Origin of the sequence: Streptomyces sp. NPDC087300, assembly GCF_044744425.1 — a bacterium.
In the GTDB taxonomy this organism is placed as follows: Bacteria; Actinomycetota; Actinomycetes; order Streptomycetales; family Streptomycetaceae; genus Streptomyces.
Genome location: NZ_JBIUYI010000001.1, coordinates 285,969 through 308,820, shown reverse-complemented (window position 1 = coordinate 308,820; position 22,852 = coordinate 285,969). Strand labels below are relative to the sequence as shown.

At 69.8% G+C, this 22,852-nt stretch carries 23 protein-coding genes; 9 read left to right on the top strand and 14 right to left on the bottom strand.

Annotation, left to right across the window (positions count from 1 at the left end; translation table 11 throughout):
* Window positions 1-34: 34 nt before the first annotated feature.
* The 3 genes from ACIO9J_RS01250 to ACIO9J_RS01240 all read left to right on the top strand — a co-directional run bounded on the left by ACIO9J_RS01250 (window position 35) and on the right by ACIO9J_RS01240 (window position 2,404).
* Window positions 35-709: an urease accessory protein UreF gene (locus tag ACIO9J_RS01250; protein ID WP_401990593.1), complete on the top strand. Its 675-nt coding sequence runs from the start codon at window positions 35-37 to the stop codon at window positions 707-709.
* A gap of 217 nt (window positions 710-926) precedes the next feature.
* The gene (gene ureG / locus ACIO9J_RS01245; RefSeq protein WP_401990590.1) at window positions 927-1,610 is read left to right on the top strand and encodes an urease accessory protein UreG; all 684 of its coding nucleotides are present in this window, start codon (window positions 927-929) and stop codon (window positions 1,608-1,610) included.
* On the top strand, window positions 1,607-2,404 hold the full coding sequence (locus ACIO9J_RS01240) for an urease accessory protein UreD (RefSeq protein WP_401992987.1): 798 nt from the start codon (window positions 1,607-1,609) through the stop codon (window positions 2,402-2,404). The genes ureG and ACIO9J_RS01240 overlap by 4 nt, the downstream gene beginning before the upstream one ends.
* A gap of 38 nt (window positions 2,405-2,442) precedes the next feature.
* Here ACIO9J_RS01240 and ACIO9J_RS01235 read toward each other — a convergent pair whose 3' ends face one another.
* The 4 genes from ACIO9J_RS01235 to ACIO9J_RS01220 all read right to left on the bottom strand — a co-directional run bounded on the left by ACIO9J_RS01235 (window position 2,443) and on the right by ACIO9J_RS01220 (window position 8,019).
* Entirely contained in the window at window positions 2,443-3,084 is a 642-nt protein-coding gene (locus ACIO9J_RS01235; RefSeq protein ID WP_401990587.1) for a class I SAM-dependent methyltransferase, read from the bottom strand.
* An 18-nt stretch (window positions 3,085-3,102) separates the two neighbouring features.
* Window positions 3,103-5,625, bottom strand: coding sequence for a RiPP maturation radical SAM C-methyltransferase (locus ACIO9J_RS01230; RefSeq protein WP_401990584.1), 2,523 nt, complete (start codon window positions 5,623-5,625; stop codon window positions 3,103-3,105).
* Window positions 5,626-5,658: 33 nt separating this feature from the next.
* Complete coding sequence (locus ACIO9J_RS01225) at window positions 5,659-7,749, bottom strand: B12-binding domain-containing radical SAM protein (protein ID WP_401990581.1); 2,091 nt, start codon at window positions 7,747-7,749, stop codon at window positions 5,659-5,661.
* 120 nt (window positions 7,750-7,869) lie between these two features.
* On the bottom strand, window positions 7,870-8,019 hold the full coding sequence (locus tag ACIO9J_RS01220; RefSeq protein WP_401990578.1) for a hypothetical protein: 150 nt from the start codon (window positions 8,017-8,019) through the stop codon (window positions 7,870-7,872).
* A 745-nt stretch (window positions 8,020-8,764) separates the two neighbouring features.
* Here ACIO9J_RS01220 and ACIO9J_RS01215 point away from each other — a divergent pair.
* On the top strand, window positions 8,765-9,169 hold the full coding sequence (locus ACIO9J_RS01215) for a hypothetical protein (protein ID WP_401990575.1): 405 nt from the start codon (window positions 8,765-8,767) through the stop codon (window positions 9,167-9,169).
* 305 nt (window positions 9,170-9,474) lie between these two features.
* Here the strand turns inward: ACIO9J_RS01215 and ACIO9J_RS01210 are convergent, their stop codons facing one another.
* A complete protein-coding gene (locus ACIO9J_RS01210) occupies window positions 9,475-10,803 on the bottom strand; it encodes a S41 family peptidase (protein WP_401992984.1) in 1,329 nt (442 codons plus the stop codon).
* A gap of 367 nt (window positions 10,804-11,170) precedes the next feature.
* Here ACIO9J_RS01210 and ACIO9J_RS01205 point away from each other — a divergent pair, with 367 nt between their 5' ends.
* The 3 genes from ACIO9J_RS01205 (at window position 11,171) to ACIO9J_RS01195 (ending at window position 13,851) form a co-directional block, all read left to right on the top strand.
* The gene (locus ACIO9J_RS01205; RefSeq protein ID WP_401990572.1) at window positions 11,171-11,794 is read left to right on the top strand and encodes a DUF2975 domain-containing protein; all 624 of its coding nucleotides are present in this window, start codon (window positions 11,171-11,173) and stop codon (window positions 11,792-11,794) included.
* The gene (locus ACIO9J_RS01200) at window positions 11,794-12,033 is read left to right on the top strand and encodes a helix-turn-helix domain-containing protein (RefSeq protein ID WP_401990570.1); all 240 of its coding nucleotides are present in this window, start codon (window positions 11,794-11,796) and stop codon (window positions 12,031-12,033) included. Before ACIO9J_RS01205 ends, ACIO9J_RS01200 begins: the two co-directional genes overlap by 1 nt.
* A 198-nt stretch (window positions 12,034-12,231) precedes the next feature.
* Complete coding sequence (locus ACIO9J_RS01195) at window positions 12,232-13,851, top strand: alpha/beta hydrolase (RefSeq protein ID WP_401990567.1); 1,620 nt, start codon at window positions 12,232-12,234, stop codon at window positions 13,849-13,851.
* A 51-nt stretch (window positions 13,852-13,902) separates the two neighbouring features.
* Here ACIO9J_RS01195 and ACIO9J_RS01190 read toward each other — a convergent pair whose 3' ends face one another.
* The 3 genes from ACIO9J_RS01190 to ACIO9J_RS01180 all read right to left on the bottom strand — a co-directional run bounded on the left by ACIO9J_RS01190 (window position 13,903) and on the right by ACIO9J_RS01180 (window position 16,248).
* The gene (locus ACIO9J_RS01190) at window positions 13,903-14,391 is read right to left on the bottom strand and encodes a YbaK/EbsC family protein (RefSeq protein WP_401990564.1); all 489 of its coding nucleotides are present in this window, start codon (window positions 14,389-14,391) and stop codon (window positions 13,903-13,905) included.
* Window positions 14,392-15,423, bottom strand: a complete 1,032-nt coding sequence (locus ACIO9J_RS01185; RefSeq protein ID WP_401990561.1) for an NAD-dependent epimerase/dehydratase family protein — start codon at window positions 15,421-15,423, stop codon at window positions 14,392-14,394.
* Window positions 15,424-15,513: 90 nt separating this feature from the next.
* On the bottom strand, window positions 15,514-16,248 hold the full coding sequence (locus ACIO9J_RS01180) for a lysophospholipid acyltransferase family protein (RefSeq protein ID WP_401990558.1): 735 nt from the start codon (window positions 16,246-16,248) through the stop codon (window positions 15,514-15,516).
* Between the two features lie 206 nt (window positions 16,249-16,454).
* Between ACIO9J_RS01180 and ACIO9J_RS01175 the strand changes: the two genes are divergently transcribed.
* Complete coding sequence (locus ACIO9J_RS01175; RefSeq protein ID WP_401990555.1) at window positions 16,455-16,844, top strand: SSI family serine proteinase inhibitor; 390 nt, start codon at window positions 16,455-16,457, stop codon at window positions 16,842-16,844.
* 53 nt (window positions 16,845-16,897) lie between these two features.
* Here the strand turns inward: ACIO9J_RS01175 and ACIO9J_RS01170 are convergent, their stop codons facing one another.
* The 5 genes from ACIO9J_RS01170 to ACIO9J_RS01150 all read right to left on the bottom strand — a co-directional run bounded on the left by ACIO9J_RS01170 (window position 16,898) and on the right by ACIO9J_RS01150 (window position 21,453).
* Complete coding sequence (locus ACIO9J_RS01170) at window positions 16,898-17,059, bottom strand: hypothetical protein (protein WP_401990552.1); 162 nt, start codon at window positions 17,057-17,059, stop codon at window positions 16,898-16,900.
* A gap of 87 nt (window positions 17,060-17,146) precedes the next feature.
* On the bottom strand, window positions 17,147-18,097 hold the full coding sequence (locus ACIO9J_RS01165) for a cytochrome c oxidase assembly protein (RefSeq protein ID WP_401990550.1): 951 nt from the start codon (window positions 18,095-18,097) through the stop codon (window positions 17,147-17,149).
* Between the two features lie 127 nt (window positions 18,098-18,224).
* On the bottom strand, window positions 18,225-19,250 hold the full coding sequence (locus tag ACIO9J_RS01160; RefSeq protein WP_098240490.1) for a 6-phosphofructokinase: 1,026 nt from the start codon (window positions 19,248-19,250) through the stop codon (window positions 18,225-18,227).
* 209 nt (window positions 19,251-19,459) lie between these two features.
* Entirely contained in the window at window positions 19,460-20,191 is a 732-nt protein-coding gene (locus tag ACIO9J_RS01155) for a type 1 glutamine amidotransferase (protein ID WP_401990547.1), read from the bottom strand.
* 23 nt (window positions 20,192-20,214) lie between these two features.
* Complete coding sequence (locus tag ACIO9J_RS01150; protein ID WP_401990544.1) at window positions 20,215-21,453, bottom strand: MurT ligase domain-containing protein; 1,239 nt, start codon at window positions 21,451-21,453, stop codon at window positions 20,215-20,217.
* A 140-nt stretch (window positions 21,454-21,593) separates the two neighbouring features.
* Here ACIO9J_RS01150 and def point away from each other — a divergent pair, with 140 nt between their 5' ends.
* Window positions 21,594-22,142, top strand: a complete 549-nt coding sequence (gene def, locus ACIO9J_RS01145; protein WP_401990542.1) for a peptide deformylase — start codon at window positions 21,594-21,596, stop codon at window positions 22,140-22,142.
* Between the two features lie 19 nt (window positions 22,143-22,161).
* On the opposite strand, the gene ACIO9J_RS01140 is transcribed toward def, so the two are convergent.
* The gene (locus ACIO9J_RS01140) at window positions 22,162-22,806 is read right to left on the bottom strand and encodes a TetR family transcriptional regulator (protein WP_401990539.1); all 645 of its coding nucleotides are present in this window, start codon (window positions 22,804-22,806) and stop codon (window positions 22,162-22,164) included.
* Window positions 22,807-22,852: the final 46 nt, after the last annotated feature.

Below are 22,852 nucleotides of genomic sequence, written 5' to 3'. Positions count from 1 at the left end.
TTCCGACAGTCTCAACTCACCTGGCGACGATCACATGTCACGAGCAGCACTCCTCGTCCTGGCCGACGGACGCTTCCCCGCCGGCGGGCACGCCCACTCCGGCGGGGCCGAAGAGGCCGTCAAGACCGGCCGCGTCACCGGCGCCGCGAGCCTGGAGGCCTACTGCCGGGGCAGGCTGCACACCAGCGGCCTGGTGTCGGCCGCCCTCGCGGCAGCCGCCGCCCTCGGCGTCGACCCGGCCGACCTGGACGCGGCCGCGGACGCCCGTACGCCGTCCCTGGCGCTGCGCATCGCCGCGCGGCGCCTGGGCCGACAGATGATGCGGGCCGCCCGTGCCACCTGGCCGCACCCGGAACTCGACGCCCTGGCCCGGCAGTTCCCCAAGGGAGCACACCAGCCCGTCGTGCTCGGGCTCACCGCCCGCTCGGCCGGGCTCGGTCCCGAGGACGCGGCCTACTGTTCCGCGTACGAAGGGATCAGCGGGCCCGCGACCGCGACGGTGCGGCTGCTGAGCCTCGACCCCTTCGACGCCACGGCGGTGCTCGCGCGGCTCGCCCCCGACGTCGACCGCGTGGTGTGCCAGGCGGTCGACGCGGCGAGACGCGTGCGGGACGAGGGCGTCGACGCGTTGCCGGCGGGGTCCGCGCCGCTGCTTGAGATCGGGGCGGAGGCGCATGGGGCTTGGCCTGTGCGGTTGTTCGCGTCTTAGCGGTGTGGCGGTTGCCGGGGCCGGTGTCGCGGGGGCCCCGCCCCCGGACCCCGCTGTCGGCCTGGACGGCCTCGTCCGCAAACGCCGGACGGGCTGAGATGCCCAGCGGGCCGAGTCGAAAGGTCCGGCCTGCGATCCACAGGGCTGAGGTGCTTCAGCTGCCCATGCGGCAGGAGCAACTCGGTCCCGATTCACTCGACCTATTGGAGCTGTACCCATGCACCTCGACCACTCCCACGACGGTCCCGCCGCTGTGTCCGCCGATGCTCACCGTCCCGACGGCAGCCGCCGGGCGTTGCGGATCGGGCTCGGTGGGCCCGTCGGGTCCGGCAAGACCGCGACCGTCGCGGCGCTCTGCCGCGAGCTGCGCGACGAGCTGTCCCTCGCCGTGGTCACCAATGACATCTACACCCGCGAGGACGCCGAGTTCCTGCTGCGCGAGGCCGTGCTGCCGCCCGAGCGCATCACCGCGGTGGAGACCGGCGCCTGCCCGCACACCGCCATCCGCGACGACATCTCCGCCAACCTGGAGGCCGTCGAGGACCTGGAGGACGAGATCGGTCCCGTCGACCTGATCCTCGTGGAGTCCGGCGGCGACAACCTCACCGCGACGTTCTCCAAGGGGCTCGTCGACGCGCAGATCTTCGTCATCGACGTCGCGGGCGGCGACGACATCCCGCGCAAGGGCGGCCCCGGCGTCAGCACCGCGGACCTGCTCGTCGTCAACAAGACCGACCTGGCCCCGCACGTCGGCTCCGACCTCGCCCGGATGGCCGCCGACGCGAAGGCGCAGCGTGCCGAACTGCCCGTGGCCTTCCAGTCGTTGAGGTCCGAGGAGGGCGTCGGCCCGGTCGCCGCCTGGGTGCGCGCGCAGTACGCCGCGTGGACCGCGTCGGCGTGACGGTCGATCTCGCCCCCCAGGGCGTCATCCGTACGGGCGGCGGCGCGGGCGTCCGCGGCGTCGCCCGTGTCGAGGCCCGGCCCAACGGGCGTGGCGGCATCGCCTTCCCGGTGCTCGACGGCGAGGGTCCGCTCGCCCTGCGCCGTACCCGCTCGGTGGGCTCGGCGGCGCACATCACGCTCGTCGGCGCGATGAGCGGTCCGCTCGGCGGCGACCATCTGACCGTCGACGCCGTCGTACGCGAAGGTGCCGCCCTGCGCATCGGCTCCGCGGCGGCCACGATGGCGCTGCCGGGCCAGAGCGGCGGTTCGGCGCGCTACGACGTACGCCTCACCGTCGAGGACGGCGCGGAACTGCACTGGCTGCCCGAGCAGTTGATCTCGGTCTGCGGCAGCGACCTGCGTGTCACCACCCGCGCCGAGCTCGCCCCGGGCGCTCGCCTCGTGCTGCGTGAGGAACAGGTCCTGGGCCGGGTGGCCGAGGCGCCGGGCAGGCTCACCAGCCGCCTCACGGTCCGCAGCGCGGGCCGCGCCCTGCTCGACCAGGAACTTTCCTGCGGCCCCGGCGCCCCCGGCGGCTGGGACGGTCCGGCCGTCCTCGCGGGCAACCGTGCCGTGGGCCAACTGGTCGTAGTACGGCCGGAGTTCGCGGACCATGTGCCCTCGGCCACGCCACTGGGGGAGTGGGCCTCGCTCACGCCACTCGCGGGCCCTGCGGTCCTGGTCACCGCCGTCGCCCCGGACGCGCTGCGGGTACGCCGGGCCCTGGACGAGGCACTGCACCGGCTGGGCTGACCTGCGGACGGGCACCGGAGCCGGTCGTGGGAGAGGTGTCAGTCCTCCCTTCGCCTGAGTACGGCGTACCGGGCCGGCCAGTCCGTCACGCCCGCCCGTAGGCCGAAGTCGGCGATGCGGACGTCGAGTACGGTGAACCACGCGGTCACCGCGTCGAGGAACGTCTCCTCCGTGGTCCAGGACGGTCCGCTCGACTGGTGCAGGGCGTCCTCCTCGTCGAGCGCGGCGGCCCCGACGTGCACCCACAGTCCGCCGGGGCGGCACATCCGGGCCATCGCCGCGGCGAACGTCCGGCGCTCGCGGTCGGTGGGGCAGGTGTGCAGTACGCCACGGTCGAGGACCACGGGGAACGGGTCCAGGGGCGGGCGGCCGGTGACGTCGAGCACCTCGTACCGTACGGCGGCGTCGGCCGTCGTGCGGCGCCGCGCCTCGGCGATCGCCCGGGGCGAGAAGTCGCAGGCCGTCACGGTGTACGAGCGGTCGGCGAGCCACCGCGCGGTGGTGCCGAGCCCGCAGCCGACATCCAGGACGTGGGCCGGTGGCGGAGCGTGCCGGGCGAGGAGTTCGCCGAGCACCGGCGGCGGCTCCTCGTCCCATCCAGGGGTCGTGGAGCCGTAAGTGTGGTCCCATTCAGCCGCGTTGAGGGAGCGCAGCGGCGCGGTGGCTTCGCCATGAGGCATGATTCTTGATCCCTTCCGTCAACTCACGACCGGCCAGCGGGAGATGCGGGAGGGCAACCACCACAGAAGATCGCCGACCTGGTGCACGAGGCCCGACTTCAGGAACGCCTCGATCTCCCGCGGCCGGAAGTCCGCCACGGGGGCGCCGTCAAGGAGCGACGCCAGCTTCCCCTTGTTCACCTTGCGCATGATGAGGCGCCGCTGTCGCCCGTGGCGCAGGTCGTTGATCTCGACGAAGCCCATGCCGCGCCGGTAGCCGCACTTGTTCATGTGGAACGTGGTGCGCCACTGGTCGAGGACGGCGGCGCCGTCGGGTCCCGCCAGCGAACTCGGGGGATACAGGTGGCTGAACAGCCGCCATTGTCCGATCTCGGTGCCGAGGTCCAGATCCCAGTCGACGGAGAGACCGTGCCCGGTCATCTCCCGTACGTGGGTGAGCCCGCGGACCGCCTGCTGATCACTGCCGGGATCGCCTTGGCCGAGGACCACCGGCCGGGGGAGGGCGACGTGCTGAGTGCCCCGGGCTACCAGGTCCGACACGGTGTGCACGGCGGTGTCCTCGTACCGCTCCTCTCCCATGTAGATGCCGTCCCTCGCCCGGGTCTCCTCGTCCCGTTCCCGCCAGCACCGGAGCGCCGTCGCCGCAGTCGTCCGCGGCATCCGGCCCACGGGGTCGTGGAGCAGTCCGGGCACCAGCGCCGGACTGCCGTCGTTGGTCACCCAGCGCATCAGGTCCTGGTTGGCGGCGTACGGGACGACGTGCACGGTCTGGCCGCCGTCCTCGAAGAGCAGCCCCAGCGTGCGCCACTCGGCGAGCAGGGCCGACACCTCGTCGGCGGTGACGTGGTGGTCGGCCGCCCGGAGCTTCTTGAGCAGCACCTCGCCGGTGCACGGCTGGTCGAGGAGCCGGAAGGCGGCCATCTCCCAGGGCTCTTCGATGCTCAGGGTCCGCCACGCGAAGCCGGACCGGGTGTTCGTCAGGACGATGGAGTCGGTCAGGTCGCACTGCGTCAGCCGCCCCCGGGGGAACTCGTGGCGCCAGGTCTCGACGGCCTTGTCGAGGCGCTCCGCCTGCGTGGCCGAGATGCCTTGGTGAGCCGCGTCGAACACGTAGGCCATGTCGCGGAGTTCGGATTCCGGGAGGTCGTATATCACCGCGTAATGAGCGGCGGGACTCAGATCGCCGAACCCGAGTTCCGGACGGTTGAAGTAAGGGCTGAAGCGTTCGATCGCTATACGAGTGACGCCGTTCGGCGGGGCGAGGTGATGGACGGCAGGGAACTGGTCGATCACCGGTTCGTAGTCCTCTTCGGTCTCGTCCGGAAATCCGTAGAGGTAGTTCCACACGACGCCGAGGCTCACCGACTCCGCGTCCCTGAGCATGCGGACGTTCTGACAGCCGGTCACCCCTTTGTCCATCAGCTTCAGGACCCGGCCGTTCAGGCTCTCGATGCCGGGTTGTACGTAGTGGATGCCGGCGGCGACGAGCGAGGCGAGCTGCTCGCGGCGCATGTTGGACTTGATCTCATAACTGATGCGCAGATCGCACTCGGACTCCGCGAGTTTCGGGACCACCGACCGCAGATAGGCCATGTCGAGAATGTTGTCGGCGACGGCGACGTTGAGCACCCGGTGACGTTCCGTCATCGCGAGCAGTTCGTCGACGAAGCGGTCCGGGCTCTTGCTGCGGAATTCCATGAACGAACCGTTGAGCCCGCAGAAGGTGCAGTGATGCTTCTGGCCCCACCAGCAGCCGCGCGAGCTCTCCACCACCAGGTGGGGTTCGGCCATGGCCCCGGCGCGGGAGGCCGCGTGCTGCTCGAAGTAGTCCGTGTAGTCCGGTGTGACCAGCGCGGACGCGGGCAGCGGCGCCGCGCTCATGGCATTGGCGTGCGACGTGCCCTCGGCGTCGCGCCAGCAGAGTCCGGGTATCTTCGCGGGGCTCGAACCGTCGCGAAGGCAGGCGAGCAGCCGCGTGAACGACACTTCGCCCTCCCCGCGATTGATGTAGTCGATGAAAGGGAAACCGCGGTGGAGCGCGGCACCTTGGGGGCCGTCGCAATTCCCGCCGCCCAGCACCACGCACACCTCGGGCGCCAGCTTCTTGATGAGCCGGGCCGCGGCGAGCACGGCGCTGTTCTGCGCGAAGGTCGTCGAGAGACCGACGACGTCGGGCCGGTCGGCGAGAATGCGGGTGACGAGGGATTCGATGTACTCGGGGGCGAGCGCGTGCAGTTGCTGCCCCTTGACGAGCATGTCACCCGGCACGGATTCCGCCACGAGGTCCGCGAACTCGGAGTTGCGCCACTGCGGATCGTCGTACAGCGCGGAGGAGAAGATCCATTCGCTGTAGCCGGTGAAGTAGGAGTCCCAGCAGAAGTTGTACTCCTCGCGCGTCAGGCCCGCTCGCTCGGTGATCCAGTCGAGATAGTCGAGATTGGCGTTCACGACGTCGACACGGCTGTCAGGAAACTCGTCCGCGACGCGTTGCTTGAGGATTCCCAGAGCCAAGGAAGGGAAGTCGATAGAGGCCCAGGGCATATTGACCAGCGTGATGTGCACCGTGTGACTCCTTCAGCGTGACGGGCGAATGGCCGGGAGCGGTTCGTCGCACATGACACCGGCATCCGCGACGGCGAGTTTGTCGAGCAGGGACCGGCCCCGCGCACTGGTCGCCGTCAAGGGACCAGCCGGCGCGGCGCTTCGGGTCACGTGGTTCTTCGGCAGCGAGTAGATCTGCTCCCGCACCGGATCGGCCAGCAGAAGGGAACCGCCGCCGGGGCCGCCCGTGCCGCGCGGCGCGAGCCGGTCCGGAGCGCACCGGATCCACGGATGCGGGCGTAGCGCCATGTGCCGCACCGGGGCCCGAGCCCCTGTCTCCGCGGATCCGGCCGGGGCCGCGGAGATCCGGCGCATGCCGTCCTTGAGCCGCCGGAGCATGTCGGGGCGCCCGGGTCCGCCGATGACGGTATGGCGCTTGCCGACCCTGCCGCCCAGGTAGTTGAGTTCGCGGTTGTCGGCGAACGACCCGGAGCCGTCGAGGACCACGCCGAATTCCTGCGGATCGGCCACGAGACGGGTTCCTGGTTCGGCCACCATGAGTTCGAACGCGTCGATGGCGAACTTCTCACGGTTGCGTTCGAGGAAGCGGAGCGAGTCCTCGTACTCCTCCTCGGTCTCGTCCAAGAGGCCGCCCATGACCGAGAGGTTGACCCGGATGTCCGCCGCCGCGAGGTTGTCGAGGACGGCCTGGAAGTCCTCGGCCCTGACACCCTTGTCCAGTCGGTCGAGCAGCCGCTGGGTGACGCCCTCGTACCCGACGGCCATGCCCTCGCAGCCGAGGTCGGCCAGCTCCTGGCAGAAGGCCGGATCGAGCAGGATCGGTTCCAGCCGGTTGCGGGTGTTGAAACGGACACGAAGACCGCTCTCGCGCACCAGGCGCATCGCGCGGGCGAGCAGTCGCAGGTTCGTGTTCTCGTCGACCACGGTGACGAAGTCGATCCCGGTGCTCTCGACGATCCTGCTTACCGTGTCCGCCAGTTGTCTCGGGGAGGCCTGCTGATAGGCCCCGCGTTCGAGAGAGCGGTTTCCATAGGAACAGAAGACGCAGCGACCCCAGTAACAGCCCACGCAGGACACCATGGAGAGGACAACGGTGTCATTGAGATAGGAATGCACCTTCAGTCCGTCGTAGTCGGGCGCGCCCAAGTCCTTGAAGCGGAGAGCGGGCGGTCGGCCCGGCGCTGTCGCGCCTTCCTCACTCAGCCACCTCATTCCCGGCACATCGGAGCGCGGCACGTTTCCGGTGACATGGGCGAGCCACCGTTCGAGGGGTTCCTCGCCCGCCGTGACACAGAGCGCGTCGACCGCTCGGCGCACCGAAGCCATAGCGGCCAATTCGTCGTGGCGCAGCATGACCTGCTGTCCGCCGAGGCAGATGGGAACGCCCGGATGGAGCCGTCGGATCCACTGGGCGATCAGCAGAGCGGGAGCCAACTGGCTGAAGAAGGCGACGGATATGCCGACCGCCCGCGGCGTGGATCTGTCCAGCGCCTCCGTCAGCAATCCGTGCAAGTTCCTGGTCGCGAAGTCGAGGGAGGCGACCTGCGGTTCGGAGAGCCGGAGCACCCCTCGGTCCAGCGCGTCGAAGTCGTCCCACACCTGCGACAACGCCGATTCGCGCAGCATCAGTTGGGCCGCCTGCCGGGCCAGTCGCACCGCACGCACGGGGCCGAGGCGAGGTGCCGGTTTCTTCGCCACGACGAAGTCGCGCATCTCGTCGAAATGCTCCAGTGCGGCATCGGCCACCACCGCTCGGTACCAGGCAGGCAGATCCTGCGCCTCGTCGATGGTGTCGGCCTGCTGTTTGAGAGCCGGGGCGTCCAGAAGTCGATGGACCAATTCGATGCCCAGATCCACTTGATGCGCGCTGTAGCCGAACCGGCGGACGTGACCGGCGAGATAGGGCAAACTCAGATACGGAAAGAGAGTTGCCTCCGTCAGCGGCGGAAAGAGCAACAGAAGATCCATGCCGTCCGTCCTGATCCGGACGGTGGAGCCGACCGGGTACGCGAGGTGCTGAAAGCCGGGTAGCGGTGCGTGGGTAACGGAATTCTCAAGGAGCTCACAAGTGGGCGGAACTCCGCCCTCGCGAAGGTCAGGCACCCGATATCTACCGCGGGACCGCAGCAGCGCCCTTGCCCTTCCGGTATTCCGGCGACGTGCACGACGCCGGAGAATGTGGAAGACCTTGTGAGCTCCTCATCAAGCGATTCGGTCAGACGGTCAGCCCGCGGCTATGTCCGAGGACCTGTCCGCATTCTTGGCGATGTAGTTATAGGCCGTGGACGAGCCGCTGACCTGCAGCTCGTCCATCTCGAGCACCTCGAGTTCGCCAAGGTCGCTGTCGATCTCGGTGTTCATCTCGATGTCCATGGAACCTCCATACGCGAGGGGAACAAGAAACTGGAGTGTGTTTCTGGGACTTCAGTCCTCGAACAGACTCGCTGTGACGTTTCGCCATGGTCAAGGGCGCTATCGAGCCATGGTCGTGGGGCAGACGGGCGTGGTTGACGCGAGTCGTCGGTGCTGCTCCCCGCCTCGAATCCTGTTCGGCAGGGAAGCCCCTGTCGTGGTGGTTCCGGGCAGGCGGGAAGAGCCCGAGAAGCGCGTGAGAACTCGCGGAGATGAGCGAGAACCGCAATTGGACGGCAGGGGAAAACCGGCTCCGACGCCACCCCGTGCGGAGGCCTCGTCGCTGGTCAGAGGTGTCCGTGTTGGGAATCGCGAGTCATCCGCCCCGCAACCTCACGCGACGGCAAGCGTCTTGCACCTCCGAAGACCGACCGGGCCGAAATACGGGCCCGTTCCCACGAGTTCTGTCTCTCAGCCAAGTGTCCGGCGAAGAGCGCTCTCAGCAACGGCCGCCTCTGGACCCCGTGTCCGGATGTCACCGCTCGCCGTCGGCCAGCGGGAGGCGGTCCGGTCGTCGAGGGGGAGCGGAACCCCTGGCCCGACCTACCCGTTGAGCGGTTCAGACGACACCGTTTATCGGATCGGCGATTCAGTCCCACTGCCTGAACTTGGACGAGCAGATAGGGCGCACGAGAGTGGGATGGCTGCGTGGGTGGTCCGGTGCCACCATCGGTCCGGAGTCGCAACGCACAGGAGGTACCGAGGCATGTCCCCATCCGTACTGACCGTCGGACTTGATCCCACGCTGGTGGACGATGCGCCCTCGTCACGGGCGGCGTTCCCCGAGCTCAACGCCGAATTGGTCCGGGCCGGGGTGGCCGCCGAGCGGGCCCGGCTCGAGGAGCTCGGCTTCACTGTGGACCTCTGCCTGCTCGACTACGGCCGCACGGCTGAGGCGGTCTACCGTGCGGCGCTGTCCGCGAAGGACTACGACATCGTGCTGATCGGCGCCGGCATCCGGCTGGACCCGGTACTGACCCCGCTTTTCGAGGTCTTGGTCGACGCCACCCGCGAACTGGCACCCCGCGCGAAGCTCTGCTTCAACGTGAGCCCGACGACGACGGTCGAGGCCGTCCAGCGCTGGTGGCCCGAACGCAAGCCGCTGATCTAGTACGTCATCCGGACGTGCCCGCCAGTGGTGGGCAGGGGGAGGAGCAGCGGCGGACTGGGGTAGGGGCGTGGTCGGTCGGGCGGGCCGTGTCCAGGGGCGACGAAGGGGTGCCGCTGTCGTAGACCGTGTGTTGGAACCTTCGGTCTCCTGCACGAGGGAGGGCGTGCGGGCCCTGGACGTCGCACGGGAGGACGACACCCAGGGCACCACCTCATGGCAGCCCACCACCGCGAACGCGCCGCCGAGCCCGCCATCGCTTCCGTGATCGACGCTCTGGGCCACCTCAAGTAGCGGAACGTCTCGATTCAGTTGTGCGACGTCAAAGAGCCCTGTTCGGAGGCCCGGAGGACCTTGACCGCCTTGTCGAAGGCCGAGTCGCGGTTCTTCTCGAACTCCTTCTGGGTGAACACCGGCGTACGCAGGTGCGGCGGGATGCCGGGGCCGTCGAAGGTCCCGCCCGAGCTGGTCAGGAACTCCTCGTTCGGGAGCCCGACTTTCATGCCGTTGGGAAGCTCGCGCTCCAGTACGTCGGAGAAGACGCCCTGCGTCGCTTCCCCGATGCGGACCGTCCTGCCGGGGCGGTCGATGAGGGCCTGCGTGAAGGTCTCGCCCGCGCTGACCGTCGAGCCGCTCGTGAGGAGGGCGACGGGGCCCGTGTAGCGGGGGGTGTCGCGCGCGGGCCGTACGGGGATCGGCTGCGGGCGGGTGTACTGGGTGCGCTTGCGGTAGGCGAGGTACGGCTTGTCGGTCAGGCGCTCGGCGATGTGCAGGCCGAGGGAGTCGTAGCCGCCGCCGTTGACCCGCACGTCGATGATCAGCCCCTTGAGGGAGGCCGTGCGCGCAGGGGTGAGGGCGGTGTCGAGGGCCTTGTCGAGTGCGGCGAGCTGCGCGGCGTACGTGGGGTCCTTCTTGTCGTAGCCCGCGAATCCGGAGATGCGCAGATAGCCCTGCCCGCCGGGCAGGTCCGCGTAGCTGATCCGGCCGCCCGCGAACTCCTGCGGCTTGTGACCCTTGAGGTCACGCCGCACGATGTGGTCCTTGACCTTGGTGTCCAGCTTCTCGCCGGGCACGGTCGTCCCCGGGCGGACCTGGTAGAACCGGTGATCACCGTCGATGACGCCGACATGCGCGTCGTACAGCGGCCTCACCATCTCGCTGAAGACGGCGAAGAGTTCGTCCCGCGTCGTGTCGGCGTGCACCTTGGGCCGGTAGGTGTCCCGTACAGCATGCCAGTCGATCCCCTTGGCGGCGAAGAAGGGGTAGTTCTCCTCGAAGGACTGCCAGAAGACGTCGAACGCCGTCACCGGGTCCTCGGGCATCGTGTGGTCGCAGCCCGCGGGGAGTTCCGCGACGCGCCGCAGTTGCCGGTCGCCGGCCGATCCGGCCACGTGCAGGGAGCCGCGCCGCGCGCCTTCCTGCCGGACGGTGAGGATCGTCCCGTCGGCGGCGCGGTACTCGCCATGCGCCGTCCGCCGCGCGGAGAAGCCCTTCACGCAACTGACGTCCGTGGTCTGGTACTCCCGCATGCGCCCGCCATCGACGGCCAGGACGGCGCCGTAGCCCTCCATGCGCCAGAGCCCCTCGACGGACGCCGACCGCGGGGCCGCCCGCTCCGTAGCCGAGGCGGGCGCCATCGCGCCGCCCGCCAGGACCAGAGCAACGGCGGCCGTCACGGCCTGGGAACTCCTGTGTCGCACGGCTTCCTCTTTCTGTACGCGATTCTGTACGTGCGTTCTGCGCGCGAGCTGCTTCAGGGATCCACGATCGCCGAGAGACCAGGCCGTGAACATCCGGCGGGCCGGAGGGGCGACAGGGGGATAACCCCCTGGCCGGAAGCCGCCCTCGTACTCGTTGCGGTCGCTCACCTCAGGGCTGCACCGGTGCGGTTCTGTCTGTGCCGCTTGTCGGGGGGGGCGTTGCCCCCGGTGAGGACCAGACTGTATCGTTTCTCGATAACATCGTTTTTCGATAACATCGATGATCGATAGCTAGGGGGCAGTCATGGTCGAAGGTCGCAAGTTGCTCGAACCTCTCTTCAGCACAGTGTCAGTGGCACTTCGTGTGGTGGTCGGCGTCGTGGTGGTGGGCTTCGTCCTGAGCCTGTTCGTCGATGGGGTTCACTTCAGCTGGGTCGGAGGCGACGTATGCGTCACCGCCGAGGGGACATCCGGCAGTTCACGTAGCGCTGACGTCATGTTTGGCGCACGCGAAGGGGTAGATGTCTCCTCAACTCCCAGGTACTGCGCCTCGGACCCGTCAAGTAGCCAAAGAGCCCTCGACGCCCTCCGCACTCTGCCGTCGTTCACCTTGATGATCGGCGGGCTGTTTCTGCTCAACAGGCTGCTCAAGGGGGCGATCCGAGACGGGGTCTACGCCCCCCGGACCGCTTCTCGGCTTCGGGTGCTCGGCTGGTCGCTCCTGCTCGGCAGCCTGGCGGTCGAGGTCACTCAGGCCATCGCTCAATCGGCCCTGCTCGCGACACTTGCCGATTCGGACATGGCCTCGGTCGGCGACATGTGGCAGATCCCCTTCTTCTCCATTTTCACCGCCCTGGGACTGCTCACCTTCGCGAGGATCGTGCGGGCGGGTGTGGTGATGCGCGAGGAAATCGAAGCCACCATCTGATGGACGCGGCAGGTGTCACAGAAGGCCACTCCATCGAAGTGCACCTTGACCGCCTCCTTGCGGAACGGGGGATGACGCTCGCCGATTTGGCGGCCCGGGTCGGCGTGACCAACGTCAACCTCTCCATCCTCAAGAACGGGCGAGCGAAGGCCATCCGCTTCACCACGCTCACCCGCATCTGCGAGGCACTGAGCTGTCAGCCGGGCGACCTGCTCAGCCACAGGCCTGATGACGGCTGACAAGCGAACGACGGAAACCGTGTTCCGCAAGCAGATCCGCCCCGTGGCCCAGACCGGAGTTGGACCTCTGACCTGCACGCACCGGTCACCGGTACCGACCGGACCGTTTATCGGATTGGTAAAGAACCGTCGCCGCACCTGTCGCACGGAACCCCGTGGCGCAAAGATCCCTCGTACTGATCGAACGAGCTCGAACCGATGTGCGGGAGGCCCCACTTGCGACGGACCCCAGGAAACAGACGGACGGCGGTGCTCGGTACCGCGGGCACCCTGGTCACGGCCACGCTCGTCGCGGGTGCCATGGCCGCGCCCTCGGCCAACGCCGACGCGGGTGCCCATTCCGGCAAGGACCGTGAGGCGCGCGGCGTCGCGCTCGCCGCGCAGCGCGCCGCCCAGGCCGGCGTCGACTGGCGGGACTGCCCCGCCGACTGGGGGCTCGAGAAGCCGATCCAGTGCGGCTGGGTCACCGTGCCGCTCGACTACGCGAAGCCCAACGGCAAGAAGATAAAGATAGCCGTCGACCGCATCGGCAACACCGGGACGAAGAAGGAGCGCCAGGGCGCCCTCGTCTATAACCCGGGCGGCCCCGGCGGCTCGGGCATGCGCTTCCCGACGCGCGTGACCAAGAAGAACCCGGTGTGGGCCAAGACGGCCAAGGCGTACGACTTCGTCGGGTTCGACCCGCGCGGCGTCGGCCACTCCACGCCGATCTCCTGTGTCGACCCGCAGGAGTACGTGAAGGCGCCCAAGGCCGACCCGGTGCCGGACTCCGAGGCCGACAAGCGCGCCCAGCGCAAGCTCGCAGCCGAGTACGCGGACGGCTGTGCCGAGCGCAGCGGCTGGATGCTGCCGCACATGACGACGCCGAACACCGCGCGCGACCTCGACGTGGTCCGTGCCGCCCTCGGCGAGAAGAAGCTCAACTACCTGGGCGTCTCCTACGGGACGTACCTGGGCGCCGTCTACGGCACGCTCTTCCCCTCGCACGTCCGCCGCATGGTCGTGGACAGCGTGGTCGACCCCTCCCGCGAGAAGATCTGGTACCAGGCCAACCTGGACCAGGATGTCGCCTTCGAGGGCCGCTGGAAGGACTGGACCGCGTGGGTCGCCAAGAACGACGCCACCTTCCACATCGGTGACACCCAGGCCAAGGTGCAGCAGCAGTGGGAGAAGCTGCGCGCCACCGCCAAGAAGAACCCGATCGGCGGCGTCGTCGGCCCGGCCGAGCTGACCTCCTTCTTCCAGGGCGCGCCCTACTACGACTCGTCGTGGGTGCCGGTCGCGGAGACCTGGAGCAAGTACCTCGCCGGTGACACCAAGACGCTCGTCGACGAGGCGGGCCCCGACATGTCCGACACCGCGGGCAACATCTCGTCGGAGAACGGCAACGCCGTCTACACCGCGGTGGAGTGCGCCGACGCCAAGTGGCCGACCAGCTGGCGCAAGTGGGACCGGGACAACACCCGCCTGCACAAGGAGTACCCGTTCCTGACCTGGTCCAACGCGTGGATGAACCTGCCGTGCGCCACCTGGCCCGCGAAGCAGCAGAACCCGCTGAAGGTCAAGACGGGCAAGGGCCTGCCGGCCGTGCTCATCGTGCAGTCCCAGCGCGACGCGGCCACCCCGTACGCGGGCGCCGTCGAACTACACAAGCGCTTCAAGGGCTCCCGCCTGATCACCGAGAAGGACGCGGGCTCGCACGGCGTCACCGGCCTGACCAACCCGTGCATCAACGACCGGGTGGACAACTACCTGCTCGCGGGCAAGACGGACGCCAAGGACGTGACGTGCGCGCCGCACGCCACGCCCAAGCCGTAACACCCCGCCTCCGGTGGGCCCGTCGGGCCCACCGACCGGCGTAAGGGTGCGCTACTGGGAGATCGCCTCGGTCCTCGGCCCGGCGATCTCCCGGTAGTCCGCCGTCCGCAGCGCCAGCGAACGGTCCAGGCGTGCGGCGTTGAAGAAGATCTCCTCGTGCTCCAACAGCGCCGGATCCACCACGAGTTCGAGCTCGGGGTCGAAGGAGAACGGCAGGATGGTGCCGCTCACGCTGCCCGCGAGCCGCTCCGCCACCTCCTGCGTCGCGAATCCCGCGTACGTCCCGCCGAGCAGCGCCTTGAGCGCGCCCAGGTCGACGCGCCGGTCACCCGGCACCACGGCGAGGACATAGCGCTTCGTCTTCTTGCCGATCTTCACCATCACCACGATGCACTTGGCGGCCTGTTCGAGCGTGTTGCCGCGCAGCGCGCTCACCGCCTCCGTGGCGCCCTCGGCCTCGTGCTCGATGACGCGGTACGTGGCACCCCGCTCGTCGAGGAGACCCACCAGCTTCGTGTACTGCGCGTGCTGCTCGCTCACTCACTTCTCCCGCCGCGCCAACCAGGCGTCTTCCACCGTGTAGTTGAAGAGATCATAGTTCGCGGCCATCTTCGGGAACGCCTCGCGCCAGTCCCGGTCGCGGAGGTGGTCGACCAGCCAACGGATGCTCTCCGCAAGGGATTCGGCGTACGTCGTCACGGGGCGATAGCCCAACTCCCGCTCCGCCGCCCCCATGTCGTACACCACGGGATGCGTGGCGGACCAGGGCGTCACGCCGACGCCGGGCTCCGGCGGCGCGCCCTCCACCAGGACCGTCTCCGACTCGATCCCGAGTACCGCGTCCACGGCGTCGCCGATCTCGGCGACCGTCGGCGCCTCGGGATCGCCCGCGTTCAGCACCCGGGAGCCGGGACGGGCCGCCGCGAGCCGTACGAGCTCCGCGAGCGTGCGCACCCCCACGGGGTGGAAGCGGTTGCGACCACGGTGCGCGAGCACGCGGCGGCGCCTGCCGTCGAGATGGCGTCCCACGAAGTAGAGCTCGCGGGGACCGCGGCAGTACGGCCCGTGGATCGCCCCGGCGCGAAGCAGCGTCACCGGCAGCCGGTCGCCGAGCGCCAGCAGCTCCCGTTCCATCGCGATCTTGCGGGTGCCGTACGTGGCATCGCCCGGCGCCACCGTGGGCTGGCTCTCCGGGAGGGGCACCGGGTACCGGGGAAAGCCGTCGGGTTCCTCCTGGGTGTCGAAACTGCGGCCCTGCCCGTCCGCGTAGACGGCCCCGCTGGAGAGGACCACGGCCGACCCGACACGATCGGTCAGCGCGGCGTACTGCCGGGCATGCGCCGCGGTGAACGCCACCGTGTCGACCACCAGGTCCATGCCGTCGCCGAGCGCGCGGGCGAACTCCGCGTCGTCCTCGCGGTCGAGCCGGACCTCGCGTACGTCCCCCGGCCATCGCTCGTCGCGCCCGCCGCCGCGCGACGCGGCCGTCACCGTCCAGCCGTCCTCGACGAGTGCCTGCACCGTGGGGCGCCCGGTCTGTCCCGTCGCTCCGATCACCAACGCGTTCTTCATGACCGGACCGTATGCCGGGGCCCGCGGCGGGTGAAGGGCGATCTGCTCTCGGCAGAGCGCGGAGCGCGGAGTGCGGAGCGCAGAGCCGGGTCAGCTCAGCGGCATCCGCGGGAACTTGCGCGGCTCCTTGGTGCCCGCCGCCGCGCGCTCGGCCTCCTCCGCCTTCACGACGGCCGCGTACTTGTCGACGTACTCCTGACCGGAGAGGCCGAGGATCGCGTACATGATCTCGTCGGTGACGGCTCGCAGGACCGCCTTCTCGTTGTCCATGCCGGCGTAGCGGGAGAAGTCGAGCGGCGCCCCGAAGCGGATCGTCACCTTGCGGAAATTGGGCACCTTCTGGCCGGGCGGCTGCGCCTCGAACGTGCCGATCATCGCGCAGGGGATCACCGGCACCTGTGCCTTGAGCGCCATCGCGGCGACGCCGACCTTGCCCTTGTAGAGCCGCCCGTCGTGCGAGCGGGTCCCCTCGGGATAGATGCCGAGCAGTTCGCCCTTGCGCAGCACGCCCAGCCCCTCGCGGATCGCCGCTTGGCCCGCCTCCTTGCCGGAGCGGTCCACGGGGATCTGCCCGATGCTGTGGAAGAACGCGGCCGTCAGACGGCCCTTGATCCCGGGGCCGGTGAAGTACTCGGCCTTCGCGAGGAAGGTGATGCGGCGCTTGATGATGGCGGGCATCAGGAAGTGGTCCGAGAAGGACAGGTGATTGCCCGCGACGATCGCCGCGCCGTCCTCCGGTACGTGCTCCAGGCCCTCGATCCTTGGCCGGAACATGAGCCGCAGGAGCGGGCCGAGGATCACGTACTTGAGCAGTAGATAGAACATGACGGCTGCCTTCCCCGTGGACCCGGTGCCGACGCAGAGTAGCCAATGGACGGCGCGGATGCGAGAGCCCGTTCGGGCCCTTGCGCGCGGCCGGGCGGGGGACCGACCGGCGCGGCAGCTGGACGTCCCGTTCCGGCGGAGGGTGCGGTGGCCTCGTCCCGGCGTCCCCGACGCCACAGAACGTCACCGTCCTCCGGAGGATTCGCATGCGCCCGTTCACCGTCGCGGCCGCCGTCCTGATCGCGCTCGGCGCGGCCGTCCCCGCCCATGCCGCGCAGGGCGTCCCCGAGCCGTCGCGCGGTCTCTTCCTGACCGTCTCAGGCTCGGACAACACCTGGATCCGGGGCGTGCTGCTGCGCTGTACGCCGGAGCCCGCGGGCCATCACCCGCAGGCGGCGCAGGCCTGTGCGGCGATCGAGGAGGCCGCGGGGGACTTCGACGCGCTGGCCGGGGATCCGCACGCGTGCACCAAGGAGTTCGACCCGGTGACCGCGAGCGCGACGGGCACCTACGAGGGCCGGGTGATCGGCTGGCAGAAGACGTACCCGAACGCCTGCGCCATGGATGCCGCCACCGGGTACGTCTTCCGTTTCTGACCGGGCGCTTTCCGACCGAGCGGCCGCCGGCCCGGCACCGCGCGGTGCCCGGCTCAGGTGGTGCTGCGGGACAGCACCATCGCGAGCGTGATCAGGCCGAGTACGACCCAGCCGAACCAGAGCCAGCCATTGCTTCCGAGCGCCACCGTGTAGGCCGTCACCATGACGAGGCCTCCGATGGTGAACGCACCCATCGTCTTCGTGGAATCGGGCATCGCACAGCCTCCTCCCGGCAGCCTGGTGCGCCGGGGCGCTGTGGCTGCGGTCCGAAGGCCATCGTCTCCCGCGGAGCCCGTTTGCCGCTAGCGTCCGCGTGCGGCCAGTGAGGCCAGATAGGCGTTGTACTCCTCGAGCTCCTTGTCGCCGTCCCGGTCGGCGGCGCGGTCCTTGCGCCTGGCCTCACGGTCCTCGGACTTGCGCCACTGGAAGAGCAGGGCCACCAGGACCACCACGGACGGGATCTCACTGAACGCCCAGGCGATGCCGCCCGCCGCCTCCTGGTCGGCCAGCGGATCGATGCCGAGCGAGGCGGGCGGGTGCATATAGGTGCCGATCATCGGCTGGGTCGCCATCATCAGCGCGATGCCGAAGAACGCGTGGAACGGCATGCCCGCGAACAGTTCCAGCATCCGGAAGATGTGGCCGGGGCGGTGCGGCCCCGGGTCGACGCCCATGATCGGCCAGAAGAAGACGAGACCCACGGCGAGGAAGTGCACCATCATCCCGATGTGGCCCGCCTTGGAGCCCATCAGGGTGTCGAAGAGCGGCGTGAAGTAGAGCGCGTACAGGCTCGCGATGAACAGCGGGATCGTGAAGGCGGGATGCGTGATGATCTTCACGTACCGGCTCTGGAGCAGCCAGAGCAGCCACTCGCGCGGGCCCTTGTGCCCGCGGGCCGCGACCGGCAGCGCCCGCAGGGCGAGCGTGATCGGCGCGCCGAGCAGCAGCAGGATCGGCGACAGCATGCTGATGATCATGTGCTGCACCATGTGCACGCTGAACATGACCATGCCGTAGTCGTTCAGCTTGGTGCACATCACCAGGAGGACGGTGAGAACGCCGATCACGAAGGAGATCGTGCGGCCCACCGGCCACTTGTCACCGCGCCGCACGAGCCGCAGCACGCCCCACCCGTACAGGGCGAGGGCCAGCAGGCAGCCGATGAGGAAGAAGGGGTCGGCCGACAGTTCGAGGCCTCGCCCCAGCGTGAACGGCGGCAGATCCATGTTCATGCCGTGCCCGCTGTGATCCATCCAGTGGCTCCTGATTCGTGCGGATTGTGCGACGTGTTCGGCACCAGAGTAGAACTGCCCCCGGTCGCTGACGCGACCGGGGGCGGATAGTTCAACAGGTGATGACCTGACCGACGAATGAGGGGACTTAGAGCACGCACTCCGCTTCGGCGTACCGCTCGTCCGGCACGGTCTTCAGCGTCTCGACGGCCTCGGCGAGCGGCACCATCGTGATGTCCGTGCCGCGCAGCGCGGTCATCTTGCCGAACTCGCCGCGGTGCACGGCCTCCACCGCGTGCCAGCCGAACCGGGTCGCGAGGACGCGGTCGTACGCGGTGGGGGTGCCGCCGCGCTGGACATGGCCGAGGATGACCGGACGCGCCTCCTTGCCGAGGCGCTGCTCCAGTTCCAGGGAGAGCTGACGGGCGATGCCGGCGAACCGCTCGTGGCCGTAGACGTCCTTGCCGCCCTCGTCGAACTCCATGGACCCCGCGCGGGGCTTGGCGCCCTCGGCCGCCACCACGATCGCGAACTTCTTGCCCGCGGAGAAGCGTTCGCCGACCTTCGCTGCCAGCTCCTCGATGTCGAAGGGGCGCTCGGGCACGACGATCGCGTGCGCGCCCGCCGCCATCCCGGAGTGCAGCGCGATCCAGCCCGTGTGCCGGCCCATGACCTCGACGATCAGCACGCGCTGGTGTGACTCGGCGGTGGTCTTGAGACGGTCGAGGGCCTCGGTCGCGACGCCGACGGCCGTGTCGAAGCCGAAGGTGACGTCGGTGACCGCGATGTCGTTGTCGATGGTCTTGGGGACGCCGACGATGGGCAGGCCCCCGTCGGAGAGGAGCCGCGCGGCCTTCAGCGTGCCCTCGCCGCCGATCGGGATGATCGCGTCGAGGCCGAGGTCGGCGAGGTGCCCCTTGGCGCGCTCGACGCCGTCACGCAGATGCGCGGGCTGGACGCGCGACGAGCCGAGGATCGTGCCGCCGCGGGCGAGGATGCCGCCCACCGCGTCGAGGTCGAGCTTGCGGTAGTCGCACTCCAGGAGGCCTTTCCAGCCGTCGTGGAAGCCGATGACCTCGTCGCCGTGGTCCACCACCGCGCGATGCACGACGGAGCGGATGACGGCGTTCAGTCCGGGGCAGTCGCCGCCGGAGGTCAGGACACCAATGCGCATAGCCCGGAATACCTTTGCAACGTGGGCCGAGGTCCGGACCACGTCGTCCGGCTGGAATCCCCGCCACCCTATAGGCGTGAGGGGGTTGGTCCGTACCGGGCGTCCGCCTGCTGGACGCCCCCGCTCACATGTGCGGGCGGGGCATCAGGCGGGCTCTTGTGAAGCGCTGTCGCGCGGGCCCGACACGGGCCCGCGCGAGGTTCAGCGGCTCAGGCGGGCTGCTGCTGCGCGGCGTTGATGCGCTCGTTGCGCAGCGCCTCGTACCACCGGTCGTCCGTCGGCGGCAGCGCGTTCACATCGAGGGCCAGCTTCAGGAGCAGGTCCGCGATGAGCGGGTTACGGGCGAGGACCGGGCCGTGCATGTACGTACCGAAGACCGTGCCGTTGTAGGCGCCCTCGGTGCCGTCGCCCGTGCCGTTGCCCCGGCCGAGCCTGACCTGGGCCAGGGGGCGGGCGTTCGGGCCGACGTGCGTGACGCCCTGGTGGTTCTCGAAGCCGGTCAGCTGCGGCAGGCCGAGCTGCGGGTCGATGTCGCCGAGGACGTCACCCACGCACCGGTCGCCCTCGCCGCGCGTGGAGACCACGTCGAGCAGGCCGAGGCCCGGCTCGCGCTGGCCGAGGTCGTTGATGAACTCGTTGCCGATGATCTGGTAGCCGGCGCAGACCGAGAAGACGATCGCGCCGTTGCCCACGGCGCGCTGGAGGCCGCCGTCACGGCGCAGCCGCTCGGCCGCCAGGCGCTGCGGCCTGTCCTCGCCGCCGCCGATCAGGTAGATGTCGCCGGAGGTGGGCACCGGCTGGTCGCTGCGTACGTCGTAGCGCTCGACCTGGAGGCCGCGCTGGCGGGCGCGGCGCTCCACGACCAGGGCATTGCCCTGGTCCCCGTACGTGCTCAGGAGGTCGGGGTAGACCCAGACCAGACGCAGGCTGTTGTCGCTCATGCTCATGTCCTTATCCGGGCGGGTCAGTTGCCGACGCGGCGGCGCAGGTCCTGGAACGCGGTGTAGTTCGCGATGGTCTCGATGCGGCCCGGCGGGGCGAGCTGCACCGCCTCGTCGAGGGACTCGCAGACCCGGAAGTCCAGGCCCGCGACCTCCAGGCGCACCGCGAGGTCCAGCTTGCGGTCGCCGAGCACGAAGATCGGGTGGCCCGCGAGGCGGGTGTAGTCCACGTCCCACAGCCAGGAGGTGTCCGTGCCGTCCGCGCCGCGGGCGTTGACGGAGAGGACCACCGGGGTCGGCGGCGGGTCGATCAGCGAGAACGTCTCGAGCCAGCCCGCGGGGTTCTTCGCGAGCAGCAGCCGCAGATCGCGGCCCTGGAACTGGACGACGTCATAGCGTCCCGCCACGGCCTGCACCTGGTACATGCGCTCGAGGGCCACCTGCGGCGGCACCCCGAAGACGGCGGCGACGGCGGCCGACGAGGCCGCGTTGGCCTTGTTCGCCCGGCCGGGGAGCTGGAGGTGGATCGGCCAGGCCGAGCCGTGCGGGTCCAGGACGTGGTCGCCGGAGAGCACCCAGCTGGGCGCGGGGCGGCGGAAGCCGCACTCGCCGCAGAACCAGTCGTCCCCGGGGCGCTGCATGACGCCGCCGCAGGACGGGCACGACCAGGCGTCGTCCTTCCACTCCTGGCCCGCGGCCACCCACACCACGTTCGGCGAGGAGGAGGACGCCCAGACGACCAGCGGGTCGTCGGCGTTGGCGATGATCACGGCCTTGGAACCGGACAGGCCTTCGCGCCACTTCTCGGCGAGCATGCGGGTCTCCCCGGCGCGGTCCAGCTGGTCGCGCGAGAGGTTGAGCAGCGCGATCACCTTCGGGGAGACGTCACGGGCGACGCCCGCGAGGTACTTCTCGTCGACCTCGATCACGCCGTACTTGGCGTCGGAACCGCCGGCGAGCGCCGAGGTGATTCCGGCGGGCATGTTCGCACCGAGTGCGTTCGAGACGACCGGGCCGCTGGCCCGCAGCGCCTCGGCGATCAGCCGCGTGGTGGTCGTCTTGCCGTTGGTGGCCGACACGAGGACAACGTCCAGGTGAGTGGCGAGCCGACCGAGCAGTTCGGGGTCGAGCTTGAGCGCGACCTTGCCGCCGATCACCGATCCGCTGCCGCGGCCCGCCGCGCGTGACACCGCCGCGGCCGCCTTGCCCGCCGTCACGGCCAGCTTGGCCCGCGGCGACAGCGGGTCCGTGTTGCCTGACATCTGTCGAGATCCTCCTTGCGTACGGCGCCGCGCCTGCCCCCGGCATCGTTTCGACCTCAGCCTATCGAGATCCACTGACAAGCCCGAACCGCGGCACCACCTCGGCACCGCTCCATCCCCTGGACCGTACTCTTGCCGCCATGCGACACGGCTCGATCCCGGGCGCCTTCGGGCGCGTACGACCCCTGACCCTGCTCGGTGACCCCGTGCTGCACACGCCCTGTGAGGAGGTCACCGACTTCGGACCCGAACTGGCGGAGCTCGTCGAGGACATGTTCGCCACGATGTACGCGGCCCAGGGCGTGGGCCTCGCCGCCAATCAGATCGGCGTCGCACGACGGGTGTTCGTCTACGACTGCCCGGACGACGAGGATGTCAGGCACCTGGGGCACGTCGTCAATCCGCGCCTGGTCGAGGCGGACGGCGTGAGCGTGCGCGGCCCCGAGGGCTGTCTCTCGCTGCCCGGACTCGAAGCGGGCACACCGCGTTTCGACCACGCCGTGGTCGAGGGCGTGGACGTGCGCGGGGAGCCGGTGACCGTGCACGGGACCGGCTGGTTCGCGCGCTGTCTCCAGCACGAGTGCGACCACCTGGAGGGCGGCGTCTACACCGACCGCGTCACCGGCTGGCGGCGGCGCAGGGTGCTGCGGGCCGCCGCCAAGGCCTCCTGGAACGCGAACGGGGAGTGACGTGCGGGGCGGGGCCCGGTCAGAAGCCGGGACCGCCCACGCGGTTGCCCGCCGCGGCGAGCCTGCCCCACAGCAGGTCCGCCAGGCTGCTCACCAACTCGGCGCGCGAGCACGGCCGTTCGCCGAGCCACCAGTCGCCCGCCGCGTGCATCATGCCGACGATGCCGTGGCCCCAGACGCGGGAGAGTTCGGCGCCGCGCGGGCCGAGGTCGACGCGTTCCTCGATGACCTCGGCGAGCTCCTCGCCGAGGCGGCGGAGCAGCGGTGCGGAGTGCAGACCGACGTCGAAGCCGGGTTCGCCGGGGGAGGGGGCCTCCGACGGATGCATCAGGAACCGGTAGACCTGCGGGCGGGCCTCGATCGCCGCGAGGTAGGTGTCGAGCGTCGCCTCGACCCGCTCCCTGCGCTCGGCGGGCGCGTCGAGCGCGGCCCGCAGCGCTTCGAGGAGCGCGTCCGTGTGCCGCTTGGCGAGCGCGGCGTAGAGTCCGCCCTTGTCGCCGAAGTGCCGGTAGAGGATCGGCTTGGTGATGCCCGCCTCGGCCGCGATGGCGTTCATCGAGGCGCCGGGGCCTTCGCGGAGCACCACCCGGTCCGCGGCTTCGAGCAGTTCCCGTCGCCGGTGCTCGGCGGACCGCTGCTGATCGGTCCGCTGCGTGGTCTCCATGGCTTCTCCCCGCCCGTGCTGATTCGGTGACGCACGCGCAACGTAA